Source organism: Rhodopseudomonas pseudopalustris, assembly GCF_900110435.1.
Taxonomy (GTDB): Bacteria; Pseudomonadota; Alphaproteobacteria; order Rhizobiales; family Xanthobacteraceae; genus Rhodopseudomonas; species Rhodopseudomonas pseudopalustris.
This window is the reverse complement of sequence record NZ_FODT01000013.1, coordinates 1-26,820: the sequence shown is the minus strand read 5'-3', so window position 1 is coordinate 26,820 and position 26,820 is coordinate 1. Positions and strand designations below refer to the sequence as shown.

Annotated in this window: 26 protein-coding genes and 1 pseudogene; 17 read left to right on the top strand and 10 right to left on the bottom strand. The window is 64.4% G+C overall.

The genetic code is table 11. From position 1 onward, the window contains the following. Positions 1–6 precede the first annotated feature (6 nt). The 4 genes from BMY71_RS20725 to BMY71_RS20710 are packed head-to-tail and all read left to right on the top strand — an operon-like array spanning position 7 to position 3,243. Positions 7–411: a MaoC family dehydratase gene (locus tag BMY71_RS20725; RefSeq protein ID WP_092686078.1), complete on the top strand. Its 405-nt coding sequence runs from the start codon at positions 7–9 to the stop codon at positions 409–411. A 27-nt stretch (positions 412–438) separates the two neighbouring features. After that, positions 439–1,266, top strand: a complete 828-nt coding sequence (locus BMY71_RS20720; RefSeq protein ID WP_092686005.1) for an SDR family NAD(P)-dependent oxidoreductase — start codon at positions 439–441, stop codon at positions 1,264–1,266. A gap of 10 nt (positions 1,267–1,276) precedes the next feature. Further along, a complete protein-coding gene (locus tag BMY71_RS20715; RefSeq protein WP_011504194.1) occupies positions 1,277–2,422 on the top strand; it encodes an acyl-CoA dehydrogenase family protein in 1,146 nt (381 codons plus the stop codon). A gap of 44 nt (positions 2,423–2,466) precedes the next feature. Continuing rightward, positions 2,467–3,243 (top strand): enoyl-CoA hydratase-related protein, encoded by a 777-nt coding sequence (locus tag BMY71_RS20710; RefSeq protein ID WP_011504193.1) that lies wholly within the window; start codon positions 2,467–2,469, stop codon positions 3,241–3,243. A 109-nt stretch (positions 3,244–3,352) separates the two neighbouring features. Here the strand turns inward: BMY71_RS20710 and BMY71_RS20705 are convergent, their stop codons facing one another. After that, complete coding sequence (locus BMY71_RS20705) at positions 3,353–4,879, bottom strand: acyl-CoA synthetase (protein WP_092686004.1); 1,527 nt, start codon at positions 4,877–4,879, stop codon at positions 3,353–3,355. A 225-nt stretch (positions 4,880–5,104) separates the two neighbouring features. Here BMY71_RS20705 and BMY71_RS20700 point away from each other — a divergent pair, with 225 nt between their 5' ends. Beyond that, positions 5,105–5,578: a hypothetical protein gene (locus BMY71_RS20700; protein WP_244526124.1), complete on the top strand. Its 474-nt coding sequence runs from the start codon at positions 5,105–5,107 to the stop codon at positions 5,576–5,578. Positions 5,579–5,619: 41 nt separating this feature from the next. Here the strand turns inward: BMY71_RS20700 and BMY71_RS20695 are convergent, their stop codons facing one another. Then, a complete protein-coding gene (locus tag BMY71_RS20695) occupies positions 5,620–5,925 on the bottom strand; it encodes a hypothetical protein (protein ID WP_244526123.1) in 306 nt (101 codons plus the stop codon). Between the two features lie 89 nt (positions 5,926–6,014). On the opposite strand from BMY71_RS20695, the gene BMY71_RS20690 reads away from it, so the two are divergent. Together BMY71_RS20690 and ilvD are read left to right on the top strand one after the other, a co-directional pair. Further along, a complete protein-coding gene (locus tag BMY71_RS20690; protein ID WP_092686001.1) occupies positions 6,015–6,755 on the top strand; it encodes a Crp/Fnr family transcriptional regulator in 741 nt (246 codons plus the stop codon). A 335-nt stretch (positions 6,756–7,090) separates the two neighbouring features. Then, a complete protein-coding gene (ilvD, locus tag BMY71_RS20685; RefSeq protein ID WP_092686000.1) occupies positions 7,091–8,950 on the top strand; it encodes a dihydroxy-acid dehydratase in 1,860 nt (619 codons plus the stop codon). Positions 8,951–9,102: 152 nt separating this feature from the next. Here the strand turns inward: ilvD and BMY71_RS20680 are convergent, their stop codons facing one another. The 5 genes from BMY71_RS20680 to BMY71_RS20660 all read right to left on the bottom strand — a co-directional run bounded on the left by BMY71_RS20680 (position 9,103) and on the right by BMY71_RS20660 (position 13,985). After that, complete coding sequence (locus BMY71_RS20680; protein WP_092685999.1) at positions 9,103–9,906, bottom strand: gamma-glutamyl-gamma-aminobutyrate hydrolase family protein; 804 nt, start codon at positions 9,904–9,906, stop codon at positions 9,103–9,105. Between the two features lie 201 nt (positions 9,907–10,107). After that, the gene (gene atzF / locus BMY71_RS20675) at positions 10,108–11,907 is read right to left on the bottom strand and encodes an allophanate hydrolase (RefSeq protein ID WP_092685998.1); all 1,800 of its coding nucleotides are present in this window, start codon (positions 11,905–11,907) and stop codon (positions 10,108–10,110) included. 12 nt (positions 11,908–11,919) lie between these two features. Continuing rightward, positions 11,920–12,564 carry a GntR family transcriptional regulator gene (locus BMY71_RS20670; RefSeq protein ID WP_430715347.1) on the bottom strand — a complete coding sequence of 215 codons (645 nt, stop codon included), beginning with the start codon at positions 12,562–12,564 and terminating at the stop codon, positions 11,920–11,922. A 415-nt stretch (positions 12,565–12,979) separates the two neighbouring features. Further along, on the bottom strand, positions 12,980–13,447 hold the full coding sequence (locus BMY71_RS20665) for a hypothetical protein (RefSeq protein ID WP_011504184.1): 468 nt from the start codon (positions 13,445–13,447) through the stop codon (positions 12,980–12,982). A gap of 268 nt (positions 13,448–13,715) precedes the next feature. Then, entirely contained in the window at positions 13,716–13,985 is a 270-nt protein-coding gene (locus tag BMY71_RS20660) for a hypothetical protein (RefSeq protein WP_011504183.1), read from the bottom strand. Positions 13,986–14,322: 337 nt separating this feature from the next. Between BMY71_RS20660 and BMY71_RS20655 the strand changes: the two are divergent. The 4 genes and pseudogenes from BMY71_RS20655 to BMY71_RS20640 form a co-directional block, all read left to right on the top strand. After that, positions 14,323–14,610, top strand: a pseudogene (locus BMY71_RS20655) (ABC transporter ATP-binding protein); the annotation flags it as partial. A 35-nt stretch (positions 14,611–14,645) separates the two neighbouring features. Beyond that, on the top strand, positions 14,646–15,482 hold the full coding sequence (locus BMY71_RS20650; protein ID WP_092685997.1) for a phosphodiesterase: 837 nt from the start codon (positions 14,646–14,648) through the stop codon (positions 15,480–15,482). A gap of 130 nt (positions 15,483–15,612) precedes the next feature. Further along, positions 15,613–15,987 carry a response regulator gene (locus BMY71_RS20645; RefSeq protein WP_011504180.1) on the top strand — a complete coding sequence of 125 codons (375 nt, stop codon included), beginning with the start codon at positions 15,613–15,615 and terminating at the stop codon, positions 15,985–15,987. A gap of 150 nt (positions 15,988–16,137) precedes the next feature. Further along, a complete protein-coding gene (locus tag BMY71_RS20640) occupies positions 16,138–16,971 on the top strand; it encodes an alpha/beta fold hydrolase (protein ID WP_092685996.1) in 834 nt (277 codons plus the stop codon). Between the two features lie 7 nt (positions 16,972–16,978). Here the strand turns inward: BMY71_RS20640 and BMY71_RS20635 are convergent, their stop codons facing one another. Beyond that, on the bottom strand, positions 16,979–18,214 hold the full coding sequence (locus BMY71_RS20635) for an NAD(P)/FAD-dependent oxidoreductase (RefSeq protein ID WP_092686076.1): 1,236 nt from the start codon (positions 18,212–18,214) through the stop codon (positions 16,979–16,981). 263 nt (positions 18,215–18,477) lie between these two features. On the opposite strand from BMY71_RS20635, the gene pgm reads away from it, so the two are divergent. The 4 genes from pgm (at position 18,478) to BMY71_RS20615 (ending at position 22,652) form a co-directional block, all read left to right on the top strand. Continuing rightward, positions 18,478–20,130, top strand: a complete 1,653-nt coding sequence (gene pgm / locus BMY71_RS20630) for a phosphoglucomutase (alpha-D-glucose-1,6-bisphosphate-dependent) (protein WP_092685995.1) — start codon at positions 18,478–18,480, stop codon at positions 20,128–20,130. A gap of 188 nt (positions 20,131–20,318) precedes the next feature. Then, entirely contained in the window at positions 20,319–21,011 is a 693-nt protein-coding gene (locus BMY71_RS20625; protein ID WP_011504176.1) for an NnrU family protein, read from the top strand. Between the two features lie 127 nt (positions 21,012–21,138). Next, entirely contained in the window at positions 21,139–22,365 is a 1,227-nt protein-coding gene (locus BMY71_RS20620; protein WP_092686075.1) for an NnrS family protein, read from the top strand. Between the two features lie 38 nt (positions 22,366–22,403). After that, a complete protein-coding gene (locus tag BMY71_RS20615) occupies positions 22,404–22,652 on the top strand; it encodes a DUF2249 domain-containing protein (protein ID WP_011504174.1) in 249 nt (82 codons plus the stop codon). Positions 22,653–22,792: 140 nt separating this feature from the next. Here BMY71_RS20615 and BMY71_RS20610 read toward each other — a convergent pair whose 3' ends face one another. Together BMY71_RS20610 and BMY71_RS20605 are read right to left on the bottom strand one after the other, a co-directional pair. Beyond that, the gene (locus BMY71_RS20610; RefSeq protein WP_041806099.1) at positions 22,793–23,464 is read right to left on the bottom strand and encodes a response regulator; all 672 of its coding nucleotides are present in this window, start codon (positions 23,462–23,464) and stop codon (positions 22,793–22,795) included. 18 nt (positions 23,465–23,482) lie between these two features. Beyond that, positions 23,483–25,801, bottom strand: coding sequence for a GAF domain-containing protein (locus BMY71_RS20605; protein ID WP_011504172.1), 2,319 nt, complete (start codon positions 25,799–25,801; stop codon positions 23,483–23,485). Between the two features lie 356 nt (positions 25,802–26,157). On the opposite strand from BMY71_RS20605, the gene pufB reads away from it, so the two are divergent. Together pufB and BMY71_RS20595 are read left to right on the top strand one after the other, a co-directional pair. Further along, positions 26,158–26,313: a light-harvesting antenna LH1, beta subunit gene (pufB, locus tag BMY71_RS20600; RefSeq protein WP_011157052.1), complete on the top strand. Its 156-nt coding sequence runs from the start codon at positions 26,158–26,160 to the stop codon at positions 26,311–26,313. Positions 26,314–26,325: 12 nt separating this feature from the next. Further along, on the top strand, positions 26,326–26,505 hold the full coding sequence (locus BMY71_RS20595; RefSeq protein ID WP_011504171.1) for a light-harvesting protein: 180 nt from the start codon (positions 26,326–26,328) through the stop codon (positions 26,503–26,505). Positions 26,506–26,820: the final 315 nt, after the last annotated feature.

Sequence of the window (26,820 nt, the reverse complement as noted above, 5' to 3'; positions counted from 1 at the left end):
ACCGAAATGAAGACGGAAGTCGCGGTCGGCGACCGCATGGTGCACAAGCAGTTTCCTGCAATCAGCCGGCACCAGCTGGCGCTGTATTGCGGCGCTTCGGGAGACCACAATCCGATCCATGTCGACATCGACTTTGCCAAGGCCTCGGGTTTCCCGGACGTATTCACGCATGGCATGCTGGTGATGGGCTATCTCGGCCAAGCGCTCAGTGACGCGTTCGCGCCGAGCCGGATCCGCGCGTTCTCGACCCGCTTCGCCGCGATCACCCAGCTTGGCGCCGAGTTGACCTGCGAAGGGACCGTCGCCGAAATATTCGAGGCCGGCGGCGAGCGTCGCGCCCGGCTCGCCCTCACAACACGCGACCAGAACGGTGAGGTCAAACTCGCCGGCGAGGCTGTCGTCGCGCTCTAGCATCGTCTTTCATTCTGAGGAATCTACATGTCAAAACTGCAAGGAAAGGTGGCGCTGGTCACCGGATCGGGCCGCGGCATCGGCCGCGCGATCGCACTGAAGCTCGCGTCGGAAGGCGCGCGGGTCGTGATCAACGACCTCGACGACGAGCCGGGTGATGCTGTGGCGGCCGAGATCAAGGCGAGCGGTGGCGAGGCGATCGCGATCAACGGCAGCGTCTCCGAGGCAGGCTTCGCCGACCGCTTCGTCGGCGCGGCGGTCGAAGAATTCGGCGGTCTCGACATCATCGTCAACAACGCCGGCTACACCTGGGACTCGACCATCCAGAAGATGACCGACGAGCAATTCCAGGCGATGCTCGACGTGCATCTGGTGGCGCCGTTCCGCATCCTGCGCGCCGCCGCCGAGCCGATCCGGATCTTCGCCAAGCAGGAGGCCGAGGCCGGGCGCGAGGTGTTCCGCAAGGTGGTGAACATCTCGTCGATCGCCGGACTCTACGGCAATGCCGGCCAGGCGAGCTATTCTTCGGCCAAGGCGTCGCTGGTTGGCCTGACGCGGACGATGTGCAAGGAGTGGGGCCGCTACAAGGTCAACGTCAATTGCGTCGCGTTCGGCCTGATCAACACAAGGCTGACCCAGCCGATCGAAGCGCAACAGAAGACCATCGACGTCGCCGGTCGCGACATCAAGGTCGGTGTCCAGCCCCAGATGCTGGATGCGATGGCGCGGATGATCCCGCTCGGCCGCGGCGGTACGGCCGAAGAGGCCGCGGACGCGGTCTATCTGTTCTGCAGCCCGGAATCCAACTACATCAGTGGTCAGGTCGTCGTCTGCGGCGGCGGGCTCATCATTTAAGCGAGGACACATGCAGTATCGATCGCCCTGGATGACCGAAGAGCTGGACACGTTTCGTGACCAGTTCCGCAAGTTTCTCACCAAGGATCTGGCTCCGCACGCCGACAAATGGCGGAATCAGAAGATGGTGGACCGTTCCGCCTGGCTCAAGCTCGGCGAAATGGGCGCGCTGCTGCCGAGCGTCCCGGAGGCCTATGGCGGTCTCGGCGCCAGCTTCGCTTACGACGCCGCGATCTATGAGGACATGGAGTCGATTGTCCCGGACGCGCTGTCGGGCGTCACCGTGTCGAGCGGCATCGTCGCGCACTACATCCTGAACTACGGCTCGGAAGAGCAGAGGCTGCGTTGGCTTCCCGCAATGGCGCGGGGCGAGCTGATCGGCGCTATCGCGATGACCGAGCCCGGAACCGGCTCCGATCTGCAGAGCGTGCGGACCACTGCGAAGCTCGAGGGCGACACCTACGTCATCAACGGCCAGAAGACCTTTATCACCAATGGCCAGAACGCCGATCTGATCATCGTCGTCGCTCGCACCGGCGGCCCGGGCGCCAAGGGCCTGTCGCTGATCGCGCTGGAGACCGAGGACAATCCCGGTTTCAAGCGCGGCCGCAACCTCGACAAGATCGGTCTGCACGCGTCCGACACCTCCGAACTTTTCTTCGAAAACGCGACGGCGCCGAAGGAGAACGTGCTCGGTGGCGAGGAGGGCAAGGGCTTCGTTCAATTGATGCAGCAATTGCCGCAGGAGCGGCTGATCATCGCGGTCGGCGCCGTGGCGGCGATGGAGCGCGCGGTCAAGCTGACCACGGACTACACCCGCGAGCGCAAGGCGTTCGGCCAGCCGATCATCGAATTCCAGAACACCGCCTTCACGCTCGCCGAGCGCAAGACCGAAGCGTTCATCGGGCGTGTGTTCGTCGACTTCTGCATCGAGCGGCTGATCGCCGGCGACCTCGATGCGGTGACGGCGTCGATGGCGAAGTGGTGGACCACGCAGAAGCAGGTCGAGACCGTCGACGATTGCCTGCAGCTGCATGGCGGTTACGGTTACATGCAGGAGTATCCGATCGGGCGGATGTTCGTGGATTCGCGAATCCAGAAGATCTACGGCGGCACCAACGAGGTGATGAAGCTGCTGATCGCGCGATCGCTGTAACGGCGGCCACCGAACCAGCATCGCAACAGGCAAGGGAGCGCATCATGGCGTGGGTCGTATCGGAGCAGCGCGGCGCGGTCGCGGTGCTTACACTCGATAATCCGGAGCAATACAACGCGATGCGTCCCGGTCTGCTCGGCGATCTGAACGCCGCGCTGACCGCGGCGCTGGCCGATGCCTCCGTACGGGCGATCCTGCTGACCGGCGCCGGCAAGGGCTTCTGCGCCGGCGCCGAACTCGGCGGCGACACGTTCAGTGCCGGCGCGAATGTCGCGCCGTGGATGCGCGCCGAACTCAGCCCGGTGCTCGAGGCGATGCGCAACGCGGACAAGCCGATCGTCGTGGCAGTCAACGGCGCCGCGGCGGGCGCCGGTGTCGGCCTCGCGCTCGCAGGCGACATCGTGCTCGCCGCGCGCTCGGCGAAGTTCGTGCTGAGCTTCGTCCGGCTCGGCGCCGCGCTCGATGCCGGCACCTCGCTGTTTCTGCAGCGCTCGATCGGCGTGGCGCGGGCGCGGGCGTTGGCGTTGCTCGGCCGGCCGCTCAGTGCCGAACAAGCGGCGCAATGGGGCCTGATCTTCCAGGCGGTCGAGGATTCCGAACTGATGAAAGAGGCGATGGCGATCGCACAGCAGCTCGCCGATGGGCCGCCGATCGGTATCGGCCTGATCAAGCGACAGATCGAAATCGCATGGAGCGCGCCGCTCGCCGACACGCTCGACGACGAGGCCGAGCGTCAGGGCAGGGCGTTCGCCACTGCCGATTTGCGTGAGGGCGCGATGGCATTCGTCGAAAAGCGCGCGCCGCGCTTCACCGGACGATAAAGCCGCGGCTCACAGCGTTTCCGGTTCTGATAGAATCAGAACCGGAGCTCTAACTTTTTGTTCTGACGCGTTCTTCACGCGAACCGGTTTCCACTTCGCTCGAAAGCGCTCAGGCGTCGGCGCTTTCGCGCGCGAGGAAGCGCTCACGCAGAGTCGGTTTGTGCACCTTTCCGGTGGCGTTGCGCGGCAGCGCCTCGACGAAAACCACCCGTTGCGGGCATTTGAACCGCGCCAATCGTTCACGGCAATGCGCCAGCAGCTTGGTCTCAGGGAGGTCGTGTCCATTCTTGATCGCGATGATCGCGACGCCGGTCTCGCCCCATTGCGGGTCGGGCGCGCCGATCACCGCGGCTTCGGCGACCTCCGGCAATTGATACAGCACGTCCTCGACCTCGGCCGGATAGACGTTTTCGCCGCCGGAAATGTACATGTCCTTGGTGCGATCGACGATGTAGTAGAAGCCCTCGTCGTCGACTCGCGCGGCGTCGCCGGTGTGCAGCCAGCCATCGGTGAAACTGGTGCGATTGGCGTCGGGCCTATTCCAGTAGCCGGGCGTGATGTTCGGGCCCTTCACCCACAATTCGCCCATGTCGCCGGGATTCACCGGCTCGCCGTCGACCCCGACGATCTTGAGATCGGCGTGCAACACCGGCTTGCCCGCCGATCCGGCTTTCCGCGCGGCGTCGTCTGAATCCAGAATCAACACAGCCGGGCTGGTCTCGGTCATGCCGTAGCCTTGCACCAGGGCGCAGCCGCGATCCTGCCAGATTCGCAGAAGAGGCACTGGCATCGGCGCGCCGCCGACGCCTGCGAGCTGCAGCCGCGACAGATCGGTTTCGGCGAAGGCCGGGTGCTGGCACATGAACTGATAGATCGACGGCACACCGAAAAAGTGCGTCAGGCCGATCGCCGGGTCGCCGATGATCTTCAGCGCCGCGCCGGGATCGAACGCCCGCATCAGGATCACGGTGCCGCCAGCGTGCAACACCGGATTAGTGTAGCAGTTCAGTCCGCCGGTGTGGAACAGCGGCAGCACGCAGAGAAACACCGTCCGCTGCGAAACGAACGCCGGGATGCCCAGATTGACAGCGTTGATGAAGGTCATGCCGTGGGTGATCATGGCTCCCTTCGGTTTGCCGGTGGTGCCCGACGTGTACATGATGGTGGAGACGTCATCGAGCGTCACCGCTTCCGCTGCGCCCAGACGCGGCGAGTTCGCCAGCGCCGCTTCATAGGGCGCGCCAAATGCGAGCAGATGAGCGATGGTGCACTTCGTCTGAAGTTCGTGCGCCATCACGGCGGAATCCTGATCGTGCGTGAGCACCCGCGGCGTGGCGTCGCCGAGAATGAAAGCCAGTTCGTGCACTGTGAGCCGGATGTTCAGCGGCACGAAGATTGCGCCGAGCCGAAAGCAGGCGAATTGCACCTCCAGCGTCTCGGTGATGTTTGCGGCGAGCACCGCGACGCGATCGCCACGGCCGACGCCGAGCGTCGCCAAGTGTGAGGCGAGGCGATCGACCCGATCGTCGAGCGCGCGATAAGTGAGCCGGCGTTGCGTCGCCAGATCGATCAGCGCGGTCCGGTCGGGACGAACTTCGGCGTGATGGTTGATCCAGTCGAAATAAGCGAAGTTCATCCTGTCCTCCCTCATGCTTCCGCCGGCTCTTGTGGCTGGCTGGGCGTTTCTTGAGTGAAAGCGGGGCCTGGGGAGAAGTCAATCGCGCCGGCTTTTGCAGTGCAGCGTGATTCGCCACGCCGCTTTAAGGCGGGCCAGCGACTCGTTCTTCCTGACATTGTGGATAAGTATCGGCTCGCTGGCTTTTGCTGTAGATGCGCAGATACTTTGATTGATTGAGTCGGAGTGCTTGTTGTGTCGGTGCATGTGGCGATCTTGAAGGTCCTGTCGAGTTATCCCGACGGCTTCGCTGCACCTGCGTCCTTGAATGCGGACCTCGCCGTCCTGTCCGGCAGTGACGACTGGACCACCCGTATGCGTAGGCTGGCTGCGCGCGTGCAGGGGCTCGATATCTTCAGTCAGAAGCTCGTTGTTCGTGATGCGCTCGGCTGGCGAATCACGGCTGCCGGCCGCGCCATGCTCGATCGGCTCGAGGATCGGCACGTGCTCGCCGCCGACGTCGTTCGCGAAGACGAGCGCGCCGGGCCGCCCGTACCGGCGGCCGAACAGCTCGATGGTTGGGAATTCCAGTCCGATTTGCTGACGACCTCGCAATCGCGACCGCAGTTGACGCTCATCCAGGGCGGACGGACTCGACCGCGCGAAGGAATCGCCTCGCCGGGCGGAAAGCCGGCGAAAGGCGCGGCGTCCCGCCCCTGAGGAACAGCCATGCGGCTCGGCGCGAAGCCGGCCCGCTAGCGTCAATCTCTGTCTTTCGCCAGATCTGCGCCGAGCTTGTCGATCGTATCGGGCGACGGCGGCACGTTGCGGAATTCTCGAATCGCCAGCGCCAGCTCGTGGTCGGTCATCGGCTTCACCGGATGCTTCAACCGCCCTTTGGCGATGGCATCGGCGAGCGAATCGAAATGTTCGCTGGGCCCTTCGAAGAACCGGCTGATCCGATCGAGAAAATCCTTGGCGGGCAAATAAAAGTCCCCTGAGTGCTGTCCTGTGAGCGTTGGTCTGCCTTGAGAACGCGGTCCGACATTTCGTCGGGAGACCGCCACTCGATTGAAACCCGCTGCCGGTTGGAGAGTTTAGTCGTGTGGAGACACGGTGGTCGTATCATTTGATACGATTTCTCACGGAGGCCGGCTTGGACAGGGTTCACCGCATCTTGATCGACAAGCTCAAAGAGCATTCGCGGATCGGCGTCGACGATGCTTTGGCGGTCCAATCGCTCAGCTTCACGGTTCGCGAGCTTGGCCGCAACGAGGACTTCATCCGGCAGGGCGACACGCCGAAAGTCTCGGCGCTCGTCGTCGAGGGCATGGTCGGCCGCTATCATCTGATGCCGAATGGCCGCAGGCAGTATCTGTCGTTTCACATGGCCGGCGACATGCCGGACTCTCAAACACTGTTTCTCGACCGGATGGATCACGCGGTCTGCGCGATCGGCAGTGCTGTGGTGGCGTCGATCCCGCACAAGCAACTGACGCGGACGTTCGAGGTGCGACCGCAAATCGGTTTTGCCATCTGGCGTGAGACGCTGATCGATGCCGCGATTTTCCGCGAGGCGATCACCAACAACAGCGCGCGCGACATGACCGCACGGATGGCGCATCTGTTCTGCGAGTTGTTCTACCGCGCCGAGGCGTCGCGCCTGACCCGCGGCAGGGTGATGGCGCTGCCGATCGGCCTGGCGCAGCTCGGCGAGACCTTGGGGATGGCGATTGCGACGGTCAATCGGACACTGGCTGATCTGCGCGTCGCACGGATGATCGAATTCCGCGGCGGTGAGCTCGAGATGCTCGACTGGCCCAGGCTCGCCGACATCGGCCAGTTCGACCCGAGCTATCTTCACCTCAAGAAACCTCCGGCAATCGTCGACGGCTGAGCAGTACCGTGTTTCCGAGGTCTGGAAAGCGGCGTTGAATGGGCCGTGAATTCAACCATGACGTGCATAATGCGATACGCTCGGTGGTAGGCTTCCTGGGGCGTCCGCGTCTGCGCCTGTTGGCGCGCCGAACGCCTGCCGCCCGCAATCGGTCCTTTGCTGCGCTGCAACGCGCATCGACGTAATGCGGCAACGCGCCCCCGACCATTGAGGGACCGCCTGATCTCAAGTAAGGCTTCGTCCCTGACGACGATTGCAACGGTCCGTCGCGTCGGGCGCTGAATGCGGTTGCTGGCGCCCGTGACCGGCGACGGACATTTTCACGGATCTCCATCATGCCTGTCTATCGATCCCGAACGACCACTCACGGCCGCAACATGGCCGGCGCGCGCGGCCTGTGGCGCGCCACCGGCATGAAGGATTCCGATTTCGGCAAGCCGATCATCGCCGTCGTCAACTCGTTCACGCAGTTCGTGCCGGGCCACGTTCATCTGAAGGACCTCGGGCAGCTCGTTGCGCGCGAGATCGAGGCCGCCGGCGGTGTCGCCAAGGAGTTCAACACCATCGCGGTCGACGATGGCATCGCGATGGGGCACGGCGGAATGCTGTACAGCCTGCCGTCGCGCGAACTGATCGCCGACAGCGTCGAATACATGGTCAACGCGCACTGCGCCGACGCCATGGTTTGCATTTCGAACTGTGACAAGATCACCCCCGGCATGCTGATGGCCGCGATGCGGCTGAACATCCCCGCGGTGTTCGTCTCCGGCGGCCCGATGGAAGCCGGCAAGGTGGTGCTGAATGGCAAGACACACGCCGTCGACCTGATCGACGCCATGGTCGCGGCCGCCGACAGCAATATGAGCGATGCCGATGTGCAGGTGATGGAGCGCTCGGCGTGCCCGACCTGCGGCTCGTGTTCGGGCATGTTCACCGCCAACTCGATGAACTGCCTCGCCGAGGCGCTGGGTCTCGCGCTGCCCGGCAATGGCTCGGTGCTCGCCACCCATGCCGATCGCAAGCGGCTGTTCGTCGAGGCCGGTCACACCATCGTCGATCTTGCACGTCGCTACTACGAGGGGGACGACGAATCCGTGCTGCCGCGCAACGTCGCCAGCTTCAAAGCGTTCGAGAACGCGATGACGCTCGACATCGCGATGGGCGGTTCGACCAACACGGTGCTGCATCTGCTCGCCGCGGCGCGCGAGGCCGAACTCGACTTCTCGATGAAGGACATCGACCGGCTGTCGCGTAAGGTGCCGTGCCTGAGCAAGATCGCCCCGTCGGTGTCCGACGTTCACATGGAGGACGTGCATCGCGCCGGCGGCATCATGGCGATCCTCGGCGAGCTCGATCGCGCCGGGCTGATCCACAATTCCTGCCCGACGGTGCATTCCGAGACGCTCGGTGCCGCACTGGCGCGTTGGGACATCCGCCAGAGCAACAGCGAAGCGGTCCGCACCTTCTACCGCGCCGCGCCGGGCGGCGTGCCGACCCAGGTCGCGTTCAGCCAGGACCGCCGCTACGACGAGCTCGACCTCGACCGGCAGAAGGGCGTGATCCGCGACGCGGAGCATGCCTTCAGCAAGGACGGCGGTCTCGCCGTGCTGTACGGCAACATCGCCGAAGACGGCTGCATCGTGAAGACCGCGGGCGTCGACGCCTCGATCCTGACCTTCTCCGGTCCGGCGAAAGTGTTCGAGAGTCAGGACGATGCGGTGTCGGCGATCCTCGGCAACAAGATTGTCGCCGGCGACGTCATCGTCATCCGCTACGAAGGACCGCGCGGCGGACCGGGCATGCAGGAGATGCTGTATCCGACCAGCTATCTGAAGTCGAAAGGCCTCGGCAAGGCATGCGCCTTGATCACCGATGGCCGTTTTTCAGGCGGCACCTCGGGGCTTTCGATCGGTCACGTTTCGCCGGAAGCGGCCGAAGGCGGACTGATCGGTCTGGTCCGCGATGGCGATCGCGTCGCGATCGACATCCCCAACCGCAGCATCAACCTCGACGTTTCCGCCGACGAATTGGCGCGACGCAGCGAAGAGGAGCAGGCGCGCGGCGACAAGGCTTGGCAGCCGAAGGACCGCAACCGCGTGGTCTCTGCTGCACTGCAGGCCTACGCTGCGCTGACCACAAGCGCGGCGAACGGCGCAGTACGCGACGTCAATCGCCGGCTGGGAAAAGGCAGATAACACTCGCCGACCGGTGGCCCAATGTCGTGGCTGCCAACGTCGAAACGACAAAACGAGCGCCGCGAGGCGCTCGTTTCATTTCGGGCAATGAGCGACTGCTCGCGGCATCGGGCAACCGACGGCTGGCCACGATGGCCAAAATAAGAAAATCGCTAACCTGATTTCCTCAGTCCGGTCGGCTGATGACGGCGGAGTTGATGCGCGCGCAACGCCTCGCCGAAGGCGAGAAAGATCGCGCGGTTGATCGGGTTGTGCTGCGGGTCGTATTCGGCGTGCCATTGGACGCCGAGTGCGAAGCCGGGCGCGCCTTCGATGCAGATCGCCTCGATCGTGCCGTCCTCGGCGATCCCTTCGATCACGACTCGACCGCCGGGCTCGAGGATGCCCTGGCCGTGGAGCGAGTTGACCCGGATCTGGTCTCGGCCGAACAGCTTGGCGAACACGCCTCCCGGCTTGAGCTGGACGTCGTGACGATCGGCGAACACCACGGTCGCATCGGGATGGATTTCGCCGCTCTCGAGCCGCGGCATGCGATGATTCATCCGGCCGGGAAGCTCGCGGATTTCCGGATGCAATGACCCGCCATAGGCGACGTTCATCTCCTGGAGACCACGGCAGATGCCGAGCAGCGGGATGCCGCGGTCGACGCAGGTGCGCACCAGATTCAGCGCCAGCGAGTCGCGGGCTTCGTCATAGGGCTCGTGGCGCGGATGGGGCTCGGCGTTGAAATGGGCCGGATGCACGTTTGCTCGCCCGCCGGTGAGCAGGATGCCGTCGACGATATCGAGCAGCTCCTCCATATCAGTGATCTCGGAACATCCGGCGAACATCAGCGGCAGCGCGTTGGCCACCTCGGACACCGCGCGGAGATTGCGCTCGCCGACGTGCTGGACCGCAAACCGGTTTTCGACGAGATGGGCGTTGCCGATCACGCCAACAACCGCTCTGCGCGTCATGCGATTCCTCTTTGACATTCCTCGGACCATACATTCAAAGCGAGAAAAATCGAGCGCAAGTATCAACCGGATTCGACTGACAGCCCTGCGCTGACGCCAGCTTTGGCGGTCGGAAGGATCAAACGTCGAGCTCTGCTTCCCGGTCTGGTGTCATTCGGCTGCCCAGCCGCTGCTGTCGAATGCTCCTTGCGCTTCCGCATCTCACCCGGTTGCGGCCAGCTCCGCCATGTAAGCGCGCCAGCCGCCGAAATGCGTGATCTCCCGGGCGCCGTCGAGCGCCGCTGGCTCGACGAGAAAGCCCTTGACCTTTGCGCCGTCCGCCAACGTGACGGTACCGATCGACAGCGGCTGCGGGATCGCGCCGACGAAATGCCCGAATGCGGCGGGCGACAGCGACCACACTTCGACAGCGATCGCGGCGCCCGTGCCGGGGGCGACGCGCAACATGCCAGGTTTCGGCGGCGTGGTGCCCTTCAACGCATAGAGCTTGTAGTCCGGCGCAGTCGTCGTCGCGCGTACGAGCCGGCCGCCGGGCGTGGTGAGTTCGCCGTTCAGCGCCATGCCGGACAGATGCGCGCCGACCACGGCGATCGCAATCGAATCCTTGTCCTCTGGCGAGTCCAGCGGAGTGAGATTGGGCTGCATCCGCCCCGTGGCCCCCATCGGCAGTGCGGTATCGGCGTGGAAGAGCCGTCCGATCCTGGCGAGCTGTGCATCGCGGCCACCCGGCGCCAGCAAAGTGATGCCGAACGGAATCCCGTCGGCGCGAATCGAGGCGGGCAGCGCGAGGCCGCAAAGGTCGAGCAGATTGACGAAGTTGGTGTAGGTGCCGAGCCGGCTGTTGAGTGCGATCGGCTCGGCGAGCACCTCATCGACCGTGTAGGCGGTCGGCGCGGTCGGCAGAACCAGCGCATCGATTGCGGCGAAGGCCGGCTCCGCGATCCTGCGCAGCGCCTGCAGGCGATAGAGCGCGGCGAAGGTGTCGGCCGCGGTGATCCCCTTGCCGCCCAGCGTGATTGCCCGCGTCACCGGATGCACCGCGTCGGGCGTCGTGTCGATCAACTCGCGAATGGCAAGATAGCGCTCGGCGACCCACGGTCCTTCATAGAGCAAACGCGCGGTCTCGTAGAGCGGCTCGATATCGACGTCGATCAATTCCGCGCCGAGCGTCGTCCAGCGCTGCAGCGCGTCGGCATAGGCTTGTTCGGCTTGCTGATCACCGAAGAATTGCCATTGGTCGCGTCGCGGCACGCCGAGCCGCAGCCTGACCGGGGGGGCCGTCATCGTCGCAAGAGCCCGATCGCGTGAATAGGGATCGGCGGCGTCCGGGACGCCCATCACGCGCAGCGCGGTCATCGCGTCGTCGACCGTCAGCGCGAACACCGAAATGCAATCCAGCGTGCGGCAAGCCGGTACGAGGCCTGTGGTCGAGATCAGGCCGAGGCTGGGCTTCAGCCCGACGATGTTGTTGAGCATCGCCGGCACGCGGCCGGAGCCAGCGGTGTCGGTGCCGAGCGACAGCGGCACGAGGCCGGCCGCGACCGCGACGGCCGATCCCGAACTCGAACCGCCGGGCACGAGGTCAGGACGCATTGCGTTGCGTGGAATCCCGTAGGGCGACCGCACGCCGACGAGGCCGGTGGCGAACTGATCGAGATTGGTTTTGCCGATGACGATCGCGCCCGCGGCGCGCAGCCTCGCCACCGCCGTGGAATCCTTCGACGGCCGATAGGCGAAGGCCGGGCAGGCCGCCGTGGTCGGCAGGCCGGCGACGTCGATATTGTCCTTCACCGCAACCGGCACGCCATAGAGCGGCAGCGACGGATCCCTGGCGGCGAGCGCGACGGCTTCGGCAACCGCCTCGGCCTCATCGCGCAGGGTGATGAAGATCGCGGGATCGCTATGTGCGCGGATCCGCTGATAGCAACGCGCCACGGTCTGCGCGGGCGTGCTTGCGCCGGCGCGATGGGCGGCGACGATCTCGGCGATGGTTTCAGTCATGCAGCGCTCCACTCAGATCGACACGGCGTAGATTTCGTATTCGTTGCGCACCAGCTCGATGTGGCGCCGCATGGCGAGCGCTGCGCCGGCGCGATCGCCGCGCATGATCGCGACCACGACGCGGTCATGCTCGGCGTGAGATGTCGCCAGCCGGCCGAGATTGCGGAACTGCGCCCGCCGGAACGGCTGAACCCGCACCCGGGTAGCCAGCGCGAGGTCGGCGATATAGTCGTTGTGCGAACCGGCGTAGATCGCGTTGTGGAAGCGCTCGTTGACGTCGTGAAACCGCTCGGGATTGCCGTCATGGCTGAGCATCCGCAGTTCCTCGTGGATCGCTTCGAGGTCGCGACGCTCCAGCGGCGACATCCGTTCGGCAGCGAAGCCGGCGCACATCGCCTCCAACTCGGCCATCGCCTCGAACATCCCGGTCAGCCGCTCGAACGACGGCTGCGCCACCACCGCACCGCGATGTGGGCGCGACTCGACGAGACCGCTCGCCGCCAGTTGCCGCAACGCCTCCCGCACCGGCGTGCGTGAGACGTTGAAGCGGGTCGCGATCTCGGTCTCGTCGAGCGACGCGCCCGGCGGCAGCCCGCGGCGCAGAATCTCGTCCGCCAGTTGCCTGCGCAGCTGTTCGGCGCGGGTGGTCTTGCCGATCGCAGCTGCGGGCCGGCGCGGCTCTGCAGTGACCGAGCCAGACCTGCGCGGGGTGATACGGCGCTTCACGAAACTGCTCCCGGCACGAGGATGTGCTCGGGACTGAAGGATCGCAATCTTCGTGCCAGACCTGGGTGCGCTCTACGCGGCCACTAACGTATTGTTATTGCTAGTTATTATGGATTAGGGCGCGAATTGCGAGCGATTGGTGCTGGCGCGAATTGCATACAATGCGCCGTCGATTGCCTAAAAAATATACGGACCGGTCAGGCTGCTGGAAGTGCATCGCTCAAGTGATGAGAGCCCGGCATTGACGCGCCAATGTTGCGTCGTATGGCGGTTGGGCTGGAAATGCGAACGGCGGCGGAGAATGCTCCCCGCCGCCGTCGTTGTTCGACCGTTGATGAGTCGCGGGTCAGTTCATTTGGGCCGGTTCGCTCCGCGGCGCCGCGGCGTAAATGACCTTGTCGCCGGCCGGCTTCGACTCGATCGCGACCGTCGGCCGCACCAGCGGGCGTTGGCTGCGATAGACTTCGAATGCGTACCACGCGGCCACGACCAGCGCGATCAGGCCGACCTGGCTTGCCGGCAGGATCAGCGACAGCGCGATCAGGGCCACGGCGATTGTGCCGGCCTTCACGACGCTTTCGCTGTCGCTGAACATTGCGTTGAAGCGCTCCCAGTTTTCACCCTTCCAGAACGGCGCCGTGAAGCGATCGAGACCGAACCGCGTCCACGCGCCGCTGAAGCCGAGCTTGCGTGCCCACATCAGGTACAATGAGCCCGCAAACGCGAGCAGTGAAATCACTGCGCCGACGGGACCGGCTGCATAGCCGATCACCACGACTAGCGCGGCGGTAAATGCAACGATCCAGTACTGCATCGGGTTTCCCATATCACCTGCTTTGCAGGTGCCTTTCCAATTGATTCGTTTGGCGGCATAAGCCGCGCCGATTATGTGCTGAATTCTGTTAATTCGCCGCAAAAATCTTGACTGCTAATCGTTCGCGTGTCTAGCACTTTAGCTAAAGGTAGCTGGATGTGGTAGTCACAGCTATCAGCGTGGAAGGTGCGGCGACCTGTCGCGCGACCGCTGTCAGTGTATTGCAGGACAAGATCCTTTGGACTGGAACTATCACGTTGGATGGCAATCAGCGTTCACCACTCGCCGGGGCTGAATGCGTCCGCATCGGCAGGCTTTCAGCAGCGGCAATCTTGGCGTCGCGCAGCCGCTTGGCGTCTCGGCTCGCCATGAACGGCATACCGAGTTTGCGCGCCTTCACCTGCACGGACGATCGTGCACGTTTCAGCGCCGCCGCGGCCCGCACCGCAGAAGCGCCGCTGGCAATCAGCTCCTTCAATCGCTCGACCTGTTCGTCGTCCCAAGGCCTGCACGCATTGGTTTTCGTGGACATCGGCATCGACGCTCCCCTTCGCTCTGGAGCCCGCCGTGATGACACGTCGACCGTTCAGACGGGCTTTGATCTGGCATTCACGCGTTCAGTCGAGACTGATATTCCCGGACCTGGCGTGAGGGCCACGGCGCACTAGAATATGCGATGGTCGCCTCCGGCGATCTTCAGGTTCACCTAAAGATATTCGCCTAAAGATAATAGTTTCCCGGGAAACCCGTCGTCCGCTTATCAATCGCGTCCTTAAGCGAAAGTTCCGTAGCGGCCGCAAAGTTGTACCACATCGGGCGCAGCCGACGCTTGCTCGGGGCAAAATCGAGCTTCGTCGCAAACCTGTCATCCGCCGCCGATAGGTGGAGCGCGCGCGCTGCGAAAGGTGGCTGAGTTCGCGATGACCGCAGTGCCGATCGAGAAGCGCAATGTCGGCATGGTGTTTCAATCCTACGCGCTGTTCGCGAACATGACTGTCGCCGACAACATCGGCTACGGGCTGAAGATTCGCGGCGTGGCCAAGCATGAGCGCGCGTCGCACGCTGTGGCGATCCGCCCCCGTATCCCGCTGCTCGACGAGCCATTAACCGCGCTCGCCGCCGCGCTGCGTGATCGTTTGTGCGGCGAGCTGAACCGGCTGCTGCCTGATGGTCCATAAGCACTGAAGAGGGAGCGACGATGTCGCAGAAGCCCATCCTGATCGCGCAGATTTCCGATCTGCATATCAAAGCGCCGGGAGACCTCGCTTACGGGAAGGTCGATACCGCGCAGGCGCTCGAGCGTTGCGTCGCGACGTTGAATGCGTTCGCACCGCGGCCCGACCTCGTGGTGATTTCCGGCGATCTCGCCGACACGCCGACCGAGCAGGAATACGCTCACCTCGCGCGGTTGCTGGCGCCGCTGCAGCTTCCGTTCGTCGTCGTGCCGGGAAACCACGATTCTCGCGAATTGATGCGCACGTGTCTTCCGCAGCCGTTGTTTCCCGCCGAAGGTGCGCTCAATCAGCTTCAGCCGGTCGGCGATATTGACATCGTGCTGCTGGATTCCAGCGTGCACGGACAGCCTCACGGAGAGCTGGACGCAGAGACTTTGCAATGGCTCGATGCGGTATTATCGTCGTCGGACCAAAGGCCGGCGCTGTTGTTCCTGCATCATCCGCCGTTCCGGGCCGGCATCTGGCATATGGATCGGCAGAACCTGCGCAACGCGGCCGAGTTCGCGACGATCGTGGAACGCTATCCCTGGGTGCGATTGGTCGGGGCGGGCCACGTCCATCGCGCCACGCTGGCATTGTTCGCCGGCGTGCCCGCTACGATTTGTCCCGCGCCCAACCACGCTGTCGCGCTCGATCTCGGCGAATTGTTGGAGCCGTCGTTCCGGGTCGAGCCCCCGGCGTTTCATCTGCATGCCTGGAACGCTGGAGATGAGTTCGGTGAGCTCGTCACCCATATCGTCCCGATCGGCACGTTTGATGGCCCCCATCCGTTCTTAGGTCCGGACGGCAGGCTGCTGTGAGTTCCATCTCGAGACCCCTCTCGGTTAACGACATTGCTCGATAATTGCACTAATAGGAGTCACAGAGCTGATTGTTTCAGGAACGATGTACCGCCAGAACCTTTGGTTGACTTCTGAACGAGGTCGAAGGATGCCCGATTTGTTGAGCAAGAGGCCGGTCGTTCTTGTCGTCGAAGACGAGCCTCTTCTGCGCATGAACGCCGTCGATATCGTCGAAGAGGCCGGATTCGAGGTGATTGAGGCGGGCAACGCCGACGATGCGATCGCCATTCTCGAAAGCCGCAACGACATTCGCGTGGTGTTCACCGATGTCCAGATTCCTGGGTCGATGGATGGGCTCAAGCTGGCCCGCGCGGTGCGGGGCCGCTGGCCGCCGATCCAGATCATTGCCACATCGGGCCGCGTCAAGGTTTCCGGAGCCGATTTGCCCGACGGCGGGCAGTTTCTGGCCAAGCCGTATACGCCTAGTCAGGTCGCAAGGGTGTTGATCCAACTGATTTCCTGACGGCGCTTGTTGCGCGGTGCGGAAATTCTGCACTGCAGCAAAGATCGGGCTTTCCAAAATTTAATCTATCCTGTTCTAAATCATGGTCTTTCCGGGTTATTCTCACGGCCCAAATAGAGCCTCAGGGCAACTGGGCGCAACGGACCATCGATGAAGCGACCTTTGACAGTGTTTCTGGGGCTGAGCGCGGTGGCCGCCGTGGCGTATTTCACCTTCAGCCATTGGGCGATCAGGCACGAGACGCTGACGTTCTATGATGAGACGCGTAACCGACCGGTCGCGGTCGATCTCGCCGTGCGTCGCGACGCTGAGATGAAGGCCGAGGCTGGCATGTCGATGTTGCCGGTCGCGATCGTCAGCCACGGCAACACCGTCAAGAATTCCGAGTACTCGTTCCTCGCCAACGTGCTCGCCGCGCGCGGCTATCTTGTCGCGTGCATTCAGCACGACCTGCCGACAGATGCGCCGCTGATGACGCATCACGGTTCGCTCTATGTCGGGCGGCTCGCGGTCTACGAGCGCGGCGAGAAGAACATCTTTTTCGCCCTTAACGAACTGAAGAAAGTCGCGCCGAGTGCCGATTACGACCATCTCACGCTGGTCGGCCATTCCAACGGCGGCGACATTTCGATGTTTTTCGCCCAGCAGCATCCTGAACTGGTGCGGCGCGTGGTGACACTCGACAATCTGCGGGTGCCGTTCGTGACCTCGGGCTTTGCCAAGATCCTGTCGTTCCGCTCCAAGGATCCGCAGTTCAAGACCGATCCCGGCGTGCTGCCCGATCCCAAGATCGCCGAACAGGCGGGCATCGCGATCGTCGATACCGGCGCGCAGCACACCGAATTGAGCGATCGTGGTCCGGACAGCGTCAAGGCGCGGATCCAGGCGACGCTCGACCAATTCCTGGCCGAGGACGCCAACAGCAAGATCAGGCCGATCGACAGCAAGACTCTGTACAACGATCCGCGGGCGATGGGGCCGTAGTGTCTCGCTACACCGCCCGGCGATCCAGCGCGAAGTGATCGAGTTGCGACGGCCTCTGGCCGTCGATCAGCCGGCCGATCAGCCGGCTCGCGAGATAGCTGAAGGTGATGCCGTTGCCGCCATAACCATAAGCGGCGAAGATTCGCGATTGTCCGGGCACCGGGCCGATCAGCGGCAATCCATCGCTGGTGGTGCCGAACGCGCCCGACCAGATGTATTCGGCGACCAGGAATGCTTGCGGCCACAGCAGGTGAAGCTTGTCGAGCAGGATTTCAGCCTTTCGCGGCATCAGCGCGTCGCGAGCATCCGGGTCGACGACCTGGTCGTCGTCTTCGCCGCCGATGATGATACGCTGTTCGGCGGTGGTGCGCGCATAGAGATAATCGTTCGACGCCTCCCAGATCAGCGCATTGTCGCGCCACAGCCGATCGGGCGGCTGCGGCGGCGTCGCCACCACCCAGCTCGACGCGGTCTTGTGCAGATCGGACTGTACAATGTCCGGCATCGTGTAGCCGGTGGCGAGAACCACGTGCCCGGCCTCGATGGTGAAACCACGGTCGGTCGCAACAGTCACCCGTTCGCCGCTGTTGTCATACGCGGTGGCTTCGGCATCGAACACCGCGACGCCCCGCGTCGCGGCGGCGCTGAGCAGTGCGTGCGACAGCAGGAGCGGATCGACCTCGGCGGAGCCGGGCGACACGATCGCGGCCTCGCGATCGAAGCCGTATTCGCTGCGCAGCGTCCGATAATCGAGATACGCGCCGGGCAGCCCCGCGCGTTTTCGCAGTTCATGCTCGGCCAGCAATTCGCGCGCGCCGTGATCGCCCGCGGCGAGATAGACAGTGTCGCGCGCGCGCAGCGCGCTGGAGAATTGCAGCGAATGCGCCAACCGGTACAGCCCAGCGACGGCGCCGAGGCTGAGCTGATAGACTTCCGCGGCGCGCTCGAAGCCGTAGAACTCCGACAGCTCGGTCAGCGGTCGATCGATTTCCCATTCCAGCATCGCGGTCGATGCCGCGGTGCTTCCGAACCCGGGGCGCTCGCGATCGATGATGCAGAGGCTGCGCCCCGGGCGCGCCAGATGTTCGGCCATCATCGAACCGGTGATCCCGGCGCCGACGATCAGCACGTCGACAGTGATGTTCTGCGCCAAGGGCTGGCGGATGGGCCGCCGCAGGCCGGCCGCCCAGGGTGCCACGCCGCCACGCAGTTCGCTCTGTCGTGTGGCGTGGAAGTCATCCATCGCAAACATCCCCGCGGTTAAGTAACTCATCGTTCGTGAAAGGGTCTGGCGGCTTCGCCAAGACCTGTTCAGGTCGGTCGTCCGTCCTTCACCGAGGCGTGGGACGACCGGTCAGACCTCTTCAGCCGGCATTAACTGCGCCATCGGAGAAGGGTTCCGGAGATGGACCTCTGTCTTGCCCGCGCGGTCTTGACGGCCGCCACCGGGCAGGCGAGGGATCGCGTCCTGATCAAGGCGTCCTAATCCAAGGCATGGAGTGTGATATGGCTGCGAAGGTAAGCCCACTGGCGGGCAAGACCGTCGATCCGAACAATCTGGTCAACGTGCCGCGCCTCGTGACCGCGTATTTTGCCGGCAAGCCTGATCCGAAAGTCGCAAGCGAACGCGTTGCGTTCGGCACCTCGGGGCATCGCGGCTCGGCCTTCAACAATGCCTTCAACGAGAATCACATTCTGGCGGTGAGCCAGGCGGTGTGCGACCATCGCGCCGGCGCCGGCATCACCGGGCCGCTGTTCGTCGGCATCGACACCCACGCGCTGGCCGAACCGGCGCTTGTCAGCGCGCTCGAGGTGTTCGCCGCCAACGGCGTCGACGTGGTGATTGACGAGCGCGGCGGCTACACACCGACGCCGGTGATCTCGCACGCGATCCTGACCCATAATCGCGGCCGCACCAGTGGCCTCTCGGACGGCGTGGTGGTGACGCCGTCGCATAATCCGCCGGAGGACGGTGGGTTCAAATACAATCCGCCGAACGGCGGCCCGGCTGACACGGACGCCACCTCGGTGATCGAGCGCGCGGCGAACGCGCTGCTCGCCGACGGGCTGAAAGGCGTCAAGCGCATCCCGTATGATCGCGCGCGCAAAGCGGACAACGTGCATCGCCGCGACTACGTCACGCCCTACGTCGCCGATCTCGCGAACGTGGTCGACATGGACGCGATCCGCTCCGCCGGCGTGAAGCTCGGCATCGATCCGCTCGGCGGCGCAGCTGTGCACTACTGGCATCCGATCATCGAGCGATACAAGATCGACGCCAAGGTGGTCAGTGACGTGGTCGATCCCACCTTCCGCTTCATGACTGCGGACTGGGACGGCAAAGTGCGGATGGACTGCTCGTCGCCCTATGCGATGGCGCGGCTGATCGGAATGCGCGATGATTTCGACGTTGCCTTCGCCAACGACACCGACGCCGACCGCCACGGCATCGTCACCCGCTCCAGCGGGTTGATGAATCCGAACCATTACCTCGCCGTGGCGATCGCTTATCTGTTCGCCAACCGACCGGAGTGGAGCGCCAGCGCCGCGATCGGCAAGACCGCGGTGTCGAGCGCGATGATCGATCGCGTCGCCGCGAAGATCGGCCGCCGTGTGGTCGAGACCCCGGTCGGCTTCAAATGGTTCGTCGACGGGCTGATCGGCGGCAGCTTCGGCTTCGCCGGTGAGGAAAGCGCAGGCGCCTCGTTCCTGCGTCGCGACGGTACGGTGTGGACCACCGACAAGGACGGCGTCATCCTCGGTTTGCTGGCTGCGGAGATTACCGCCAGGAGCAAGGCCGATCCGGGCGAAATCTATCAGCGCCTCACCAGGGAGCTCGGCGCACCATTCTATGAGCGGATCGACGCGCCGGCCTCCCCCGCGCAGAAGGCGCTGTTCAAGACGCTGACCGCCGAGAAGCTCGGCATCAAGGAGCTCGCCGGCGAACCGATCAACGCGACGCTGACCAACGCGCCGGGCAACGGCCAGCCGATCGGCGGCGTCAAGGTGACCACCGCGAACGGCTGGTTCGCGGCGCGGCCGTCCGGCACCGAGGACGTCTACAAGATTTACGCGGAGAGCTTCGTCAGCGCCGAGCATCTGAAGCGCATCCAGCAGGAGGCGCAGGCCGCGCTCGGCGCGGTGTTCGCCGCAGGTTGATCTGCGACAACGTCGGAACCGGCCCGGGGCGGTCGTACTCATCCGACCTCGCCATCGGAATGGCCTGGCTCGTCCCGGCCATCCACGCCTTTGACGTTGCAACTGCTTCGAAGACGTGGATGCCCGCGACATGCGCGGGCATGACGGATTGTAGGCGGAGGATGTGACCGCAAGCCTCGAGGCTTCACTTGACCGGCTGGACTGAATTCATCGTCGCCTTCGTCGTGTTCCTGCTCAGCCACGCCATTCCGGCGCGTCCTGCGGTGCGGGCGAGGCTGGTCGGCGCGCTGGGCGAGGGCGGGTTTCTCGCCGCCTACAGCGTCGCGTCGCTGATCGTCCTGACCTGGCTGATCGTCGCGGCGGGCCGCGCGCCTTACGTCGAGCTGTGGCCGTTCGCGCGCTGGCAGATGTGGGTGCCCAATCTGGCGCTGCCGCTGGCCTGCCAACTCGCCGCATTCGGGATCGGCGCCGCCAATCCGCTGTCGTTCGGCGGCGATCCCGGCAAGCGGTTCAATCCGGCGCAGCCCGGCGTCGTCGGCATCGTCCGGCATCCGCTGCTATGGGCGATCGCGCTGTGGGCGGCCGCGCATATGGTGCCGAACGGCGACCTCGCCCATGTCGGGCTGTTCGGTTTCTTCACGCTGATCGCGCTCGCCGGCATGGTGGTGATTGATCGGCGTAAGCGGCGGCAGCTCGGCGGCGAGACCTGGAATGCGCTGGCGGCGCGGACTTCGTTCTGGCCGTTCGCGGCTTCGATGACGGGACGCTTCAAGCCGCAATCGTGGCGGATCAGCCTGCTGCGGTTCGCGATCGGCCTGACCGCCTGGTTGGTGTTGCTGCTGCTGCATCCGATGGTGATCGGCGTCTCGCCGTTGCCCTGAAACGCTTCCAAATGGAACCAGTCGCAAATCGTTCGCGAGTTTGCTCTGGCACAACTTCGCGCGGGCTTGCGGCTCCTACACCCATTGGACGCTGGCGGAGTATCTCCGCGAACATCCGGTGGACACCATGAGCAGCACGACGATTGATCCTTCCGCCCCCGGCCCGGCCAAGCGCAAGCCGGTGCCGCGCTATCGTTCGCAGGGCGGTTGGACCTTGCTGTCCGCCGGCTTCCGGCCGTTCTTCCTGCTCGGCGCCATCTTTTCAGCGATCGCGGTGCTGCTGTGGCTGCCGGTGTATCACGGTGAACTGACGCTGCAGACCGCGTTGGTCCCGCGCGACTGGCACGTCCACGAGATGCTGTACGGCTATCTGCCGGCGGTGATCACCGGATTTCTGCTGACCGCGATCCCGAACTGGACCGGCCGGCTGCCGCTGCAGGGCAAGCCGTTGCTGGTGCTGGTGCTGACCTGGCTCGCCGGGCGGCTTTGCGTGACGTTCTCGGCCGACACCGGCTGGCTGGTCGCGCTGCTGGTCGATGCCAGCTTCATGGTGCTGGTCGCGCTGGCGGCCGCGCGCGAAATCGCCGCGGGGAAGAACTGGGGCAATCTCAACGTCGTGGCGCTGCTGTCGCTGCTGCTCGCCGGCAACATCGCGTTCCATCTCGAGGCGCATTTCAACGGCGGCGCCGATTACGGCATCCGCGCCGGGATCGGCGTGGTGATCCTGCTGATTTCGCTGATTGGCGGACGGATCACGCCCAGTTTCACCCGCAACTGGCTGGTGCGCGAAAATCCCGGCCGACTACCGCAGCCGTTCAACAAGCTCGACATCGCGATCATCGCCTTTAGCGCGGCGACATTGATACTCTGGATCGTGCTGCCGATCAGCATGGCGACCGGCACGGCGCTGGCCTGCGCCGGCGTGCTGCATCTCGTCCGGCTGGCGAGGTGGGCCGGCGACCGCACGCTGCGGGAACCGCTGCTGCTGGTGCTGCATGTCGGCTATCTGTTCGTGCCGCTCGGCTTCCTGCTCACCGCCTGCGCTGCGTTCGGGCTGGTTCCGCCCAGCGCCGGGATACATGCCTGGATGGTCGGCGGCGCCGGCATCATGACGCTCGCGGTGATGACTCGCGCCTCGCTCGGTCACACCGGGCAGGAATTGCGGGCGTCGCTGCCGACTCAGGCGGTCTATCTCGCCGCTCTGGTCGCCGTGACAGCGCGGGTCGGCGCGGCACTTCTGCCTTCGTGGAGCGATCCGCTGCTGCACGTCTCGGTGCTGGGCTGGTCGGCCGCCTTCCTCGGCTTCGCGCTGAGCTACGGCCCGACGCTGCTGGCCCGAGGCAAGCCGCACTGACTCCGCCCGCCTCAACCTGATATCGAAAGAGAGCTGCCATGACCGATGCTGCACCCGCCGCAGAGCGCGTTCTTGACGTGCGTGAGATCCCGCCCCATCAGCGCCACGAGATCATTCCGCGGCTGTTCGACAATCTGCAGCCGGGGCAGGGGATGCAGATCGTCGTCGACCACGACCCACGGCCGCTGCGGCACTTCTTCGAGCAGGTCCACGGCGACGATTGCCAGTGGAGCTATCTGGAGCAGGGCCCCGAGGTGTGGCGGGTTGAGCTGCGGCGGGCTGCGTAGTCGTTCTCGTCGCTCGAGTATTCGTCATGCCCGGGCTTGTGCCGGGCATCCACGCCTCGAGCGTGGCAAGGGAGCAAGGACGTGGATGGCTGGGACGAGCCTGGCCACGACGAATGTCCTCGAAATGCGATGTGTGGTAACTACGGATCCGCCAGCCAGCCCATGCTCAGCGCAAAGCGCACCACTTCGACGCGATTGTGGAAGCCGAGCTTGGCCATGCCGCGCGCCTTGTAAGTCTCGACGCTCTTGGCGCCGATCTGCAGCTTGGCGGCGATCGTCTTGTTGCTGTGGCCGACCGCAGCGAGCCGAAGCACCTCGATCTCGCGGGTCGAGAGTTCGGAGACCGCGCTATGCTCCTCGCTGTCGCTTGCGTGCGGCGCGGCGCGGCCGATCGCCCGGCCGGCGATCGCCGGATCGAGATAGATGCCGCCCGAGCCGACGGCGTGAATGCCGCGGATCAGTTCTTCGGTGGCGGAACGCTTCAGCACGTAGCCGGACACGCCGAGGTCGAGGAGTTGGCGCAGATAGGCGCCGTCCTCGTGCACGGTCAGCACCAGCACCCGGCATTCGGGACAGGCGGCGAGGAATTTCCGCGCCACCTCTATTCCGTTCAGGCCGGGCATCGACAGATCGAGCACTGCGACGTCCGGCTTCAGTTCAATCGCGCGCCGCAGCGCGTTTGGCCCGTCGCTCGCCTCGCCGACGATTTCGATCGCGGGATCGCCGGCGACGAGAGCCTTCATGCCGCTGAGCACGACCGGATGATCGTCGGCGAGGAAGACGCGCAATCGGGTGGGGGTCTGCTGGTCCATGGGATTTTCTTCCATGCGTTACAACGGAATTCGAGCAAACAAAGCGGTGCCCCTGCCGGGCGCCGATTCGATTTCGAGCGAGCCGCCGACCAGCGTCAGCCGCTCACGAATGCCGAGCAGGCCGAGCCGCTCCGGCGGGCGGGCGGCGTCGGGATTGACGAAGCCACGGCCGTCGTCCTCGACCACCATCGTCACCTGCCGATCCGACAGCCGCAAAATGACGCTGACATGGCTCGCGGCGGCGTGGCGGACGATGTTGGTCAGCGCTTCCTGCAGCACGCGATAAAGAGTGGTCTCGATCGCGGGCGGCAGGCGGCGGTCGCCGAGCGTCATGTGCAGATCGAACTGCACTTGCGACTTCTCGCTCCATGCGTCGAGCAGATGCTGGACCGCGGTCTGGATCCCGAGATCGTCGAGCGCGGTCGGCCGGATTTCCCAGGCCAGCCGGTTGACCTGTTGGCCGATCTCGGCCGTGAGGGTCTTGATGCCGGCGATGCGGCGCTGCAATTCGCCATTGTCGGGTGCGACCTGCCCGAGATTCTCGAAGCCGAGCTGCAGCAGCGTCAGCGACTGGCCGAGCGTGTCATGCAGTTCGCGCGCGATTCGCAGCCGCTCGGCTTCCTGATCCTCGACCGTCCGGCGCAGCACCTGCGACAGGTCGGCCTCGACCGAGACCCGCCGGCGGGTCTCTTCCCGCAGCGTCTTGGCGACGTCTTGCGACCGGCGCAGGCCGATCTCGACCTGCCGCATCAGTTGCTCCTGCAGCAGCCGCGCCGATTTGCGCTCGCGGGCGATGCCGTCGATCCGCCGCAGCACCACTTCCAGCAGCGACAGCCTCAGCCGGTGGGCGGCTTCGATGTCGGAGGCGCGCCACGGCTCGGAATGCAGCCGCACCGATTCCTGCCACGCGGCGAAGCTGCGGCGCGGGTTCGTGAAGCCGCCATCGGGACCGACGCCGACCGGCTTGTTTGGATTGCCCGCCCAGGTGACGGTGCGCACCACTTCGGGCCGGAACCACAGCACGTAGTCGCGTGGCGATTTCGACAGCGACAGCGCCATCAGGCCGCTGGCGCAATCGGCAAAGGCTTTTGCCGGCGGATAGATCAGCGGCAGGGCGTCGGTTTGAAATACCCCGTCATTCGCAGTGGCCGTCAGCCAGCCGATCAGTGCTTCGGTTTGCGCGGCATCGGGCGTGACGCCGAGGCCGGTGAATTGACCGTCGACCCACAATCCGACGCCGGTCGCCGGAATGAAGTCGAGCAGGTTGGGATGAAACCTGATCAGGCCCTCGGCGAGGTCGGATTCCTGGCTCATCCGCGTCACCAGCTCTTCGTGAATCCGCGTGCTGCGCAGCCGTGCCTCGAGTTGTTCGGCGGCGACCTTGGCCTCGAGCTGCGATGACGCCATCTCGGCGAAAAGCTCGCACGCCTCCCGCATCCGATAGGGTAGATAGCGCGGCGAGCTGTGATGGCAGGCAATCAGGCCCCACAGCCTGCCATGCTGAATGATCGAAAGCGACATTGAAGCCACCACGCCCATATGGGCGAGATACAGCCGGTGCGCCGGCGATACGCTGCGGATCACGCTCTGGCTTAGATCGAGCGGCAGTCCGGTGCGAGGATCGATCATAGGCACGATCCGCGCCGGCGCGTAGCGGGCGTCGGGGATCGCGCGGATCCAGTTCGCGAGATACAGCGCGCGGGCCTGCTTCGGGATGTCGGACTCCGGATACCGCAGCCCGAGGAAGCTCTCCATTCCGGACGCGCGCGACTCCGCTTTCACCTCGCCACTGCAATCCGGCATGAAGCGATAGATCATCACCCGATCGAAGCCGGTGACGGCGCGAACCTCGGCGACCACCGCGTCGCAAAACGCCTGCACGGTTCCGGCGCGCTGCACGTGACGGATCATCGATTGCACGAGCGCGAGCGAATTGTTTGGAGCTGGCTCGCGGCGTGGCTCGAACTCCAGCACGAGCAGGCCGGAGGCCTGGTGAACCACGACGTCGACCGGTGTCGCATCGGCGGCTTTCAGCGTGAAGGCGTGCAGAGGCCGTTCAATCTTGCGATCGGGGCCCAACAGGGCGCGCAGCCGCGCGATCTGGTCGCCCGAGAAAATCGTGAACGCAGAGACTCCAGCCAGCGATTCGATGGAAACGCCCAACAGCGCTGCAGTTTCGCCGCCGGCATGGACGATCTGCAGATCCTCTGGCGTCACCGCGAGCAAAGCGCCGTGCGGCTGGATCGAGCCGGCGAGATGAATCGCCTCGCGGTCGCACGCGGTCGGCCCGATTGCGCTGAATTTCAACTCGGCTAAATTGTCAACGCCCGAGTGCATCACATTCTACTCAATTCTCCGTGTCCGGGAGTCGGCGGACCGGCTTGAGGATGTCCGGTATGACACGGACAGGTTGGAGTGTCATGCTAAATTGACAAAGATGTGTGTCAGGATAATCTTACAATCACTCGAACGTGATCGATAGGGGGTTTAGCCCTGCGGCACCCGAGACTGGAAGAGCCCCGCATCGGTTCAGCGCCCCAGCTCCAAGTTTCTTGGATTTGACGTCGCGGACGGGTGACGAGGCGAACCGGAATGTTGCTGAGACCAAGCGAACTCTGTTCGGCGTAGCAGCGAAAACTACCTACGTGCAGGTTCAGCACGAATGATCGAAAGTCTCTTAGGAGGTTTTTACTATGGCAGACGATCCGAACAAGGTCTGGCCGACTGGCCTGACGATCGCGGAATCGGAAGAGCTCCACAAGCACGTCATCGACGGCACGCGCATTTTCGGCGCGATCGCCATCGTTGCGCACTTCCTGGCGTATGTTTACTCGCCCTGGCTGCACTAAGGAGTATCGAAGATGAATCAAGGTCGCATTTGGACTGTCGTGAAGCCGACCGTTGGCCTGCCGCTTCTGCTCGGCAGCGTCACCGTGATCGCCATCCTCGTTCACTACGCCGTGCTGTCGCACACCACCTGGTTCCCGAAGTACTGGAACGGTAAGACTGCGGCGATCGAGAGCTCGGTCACCATCGGCTAATTGCAGCTTCGTTGAAGCTGTTGTGGCTGGACCGGGATCCAAGGGTCCCGGTCGCTTGCTTTGTAGTCGGCTGAATCGCGGTGGCGGTTTGATCTGCCGCAGTTCACCTCCGGCCACAAAGTGGTGCTGTTCGTTCGGGTATCGGTGACCAACGTCACTGGCCTCTCGCAAGCTGGATTTGCTGGACGATGAACACAGTCAGCCAAAAGATGATGAGAGTCTGGGCCTCGCTCGGGTCTCGCTTTCTGCCTTTCGCGGATGCGGCGACGCCGGATCTGCCTCTGTCCCGGTTGCTGCGCCTGTCGCTGTTTCAAG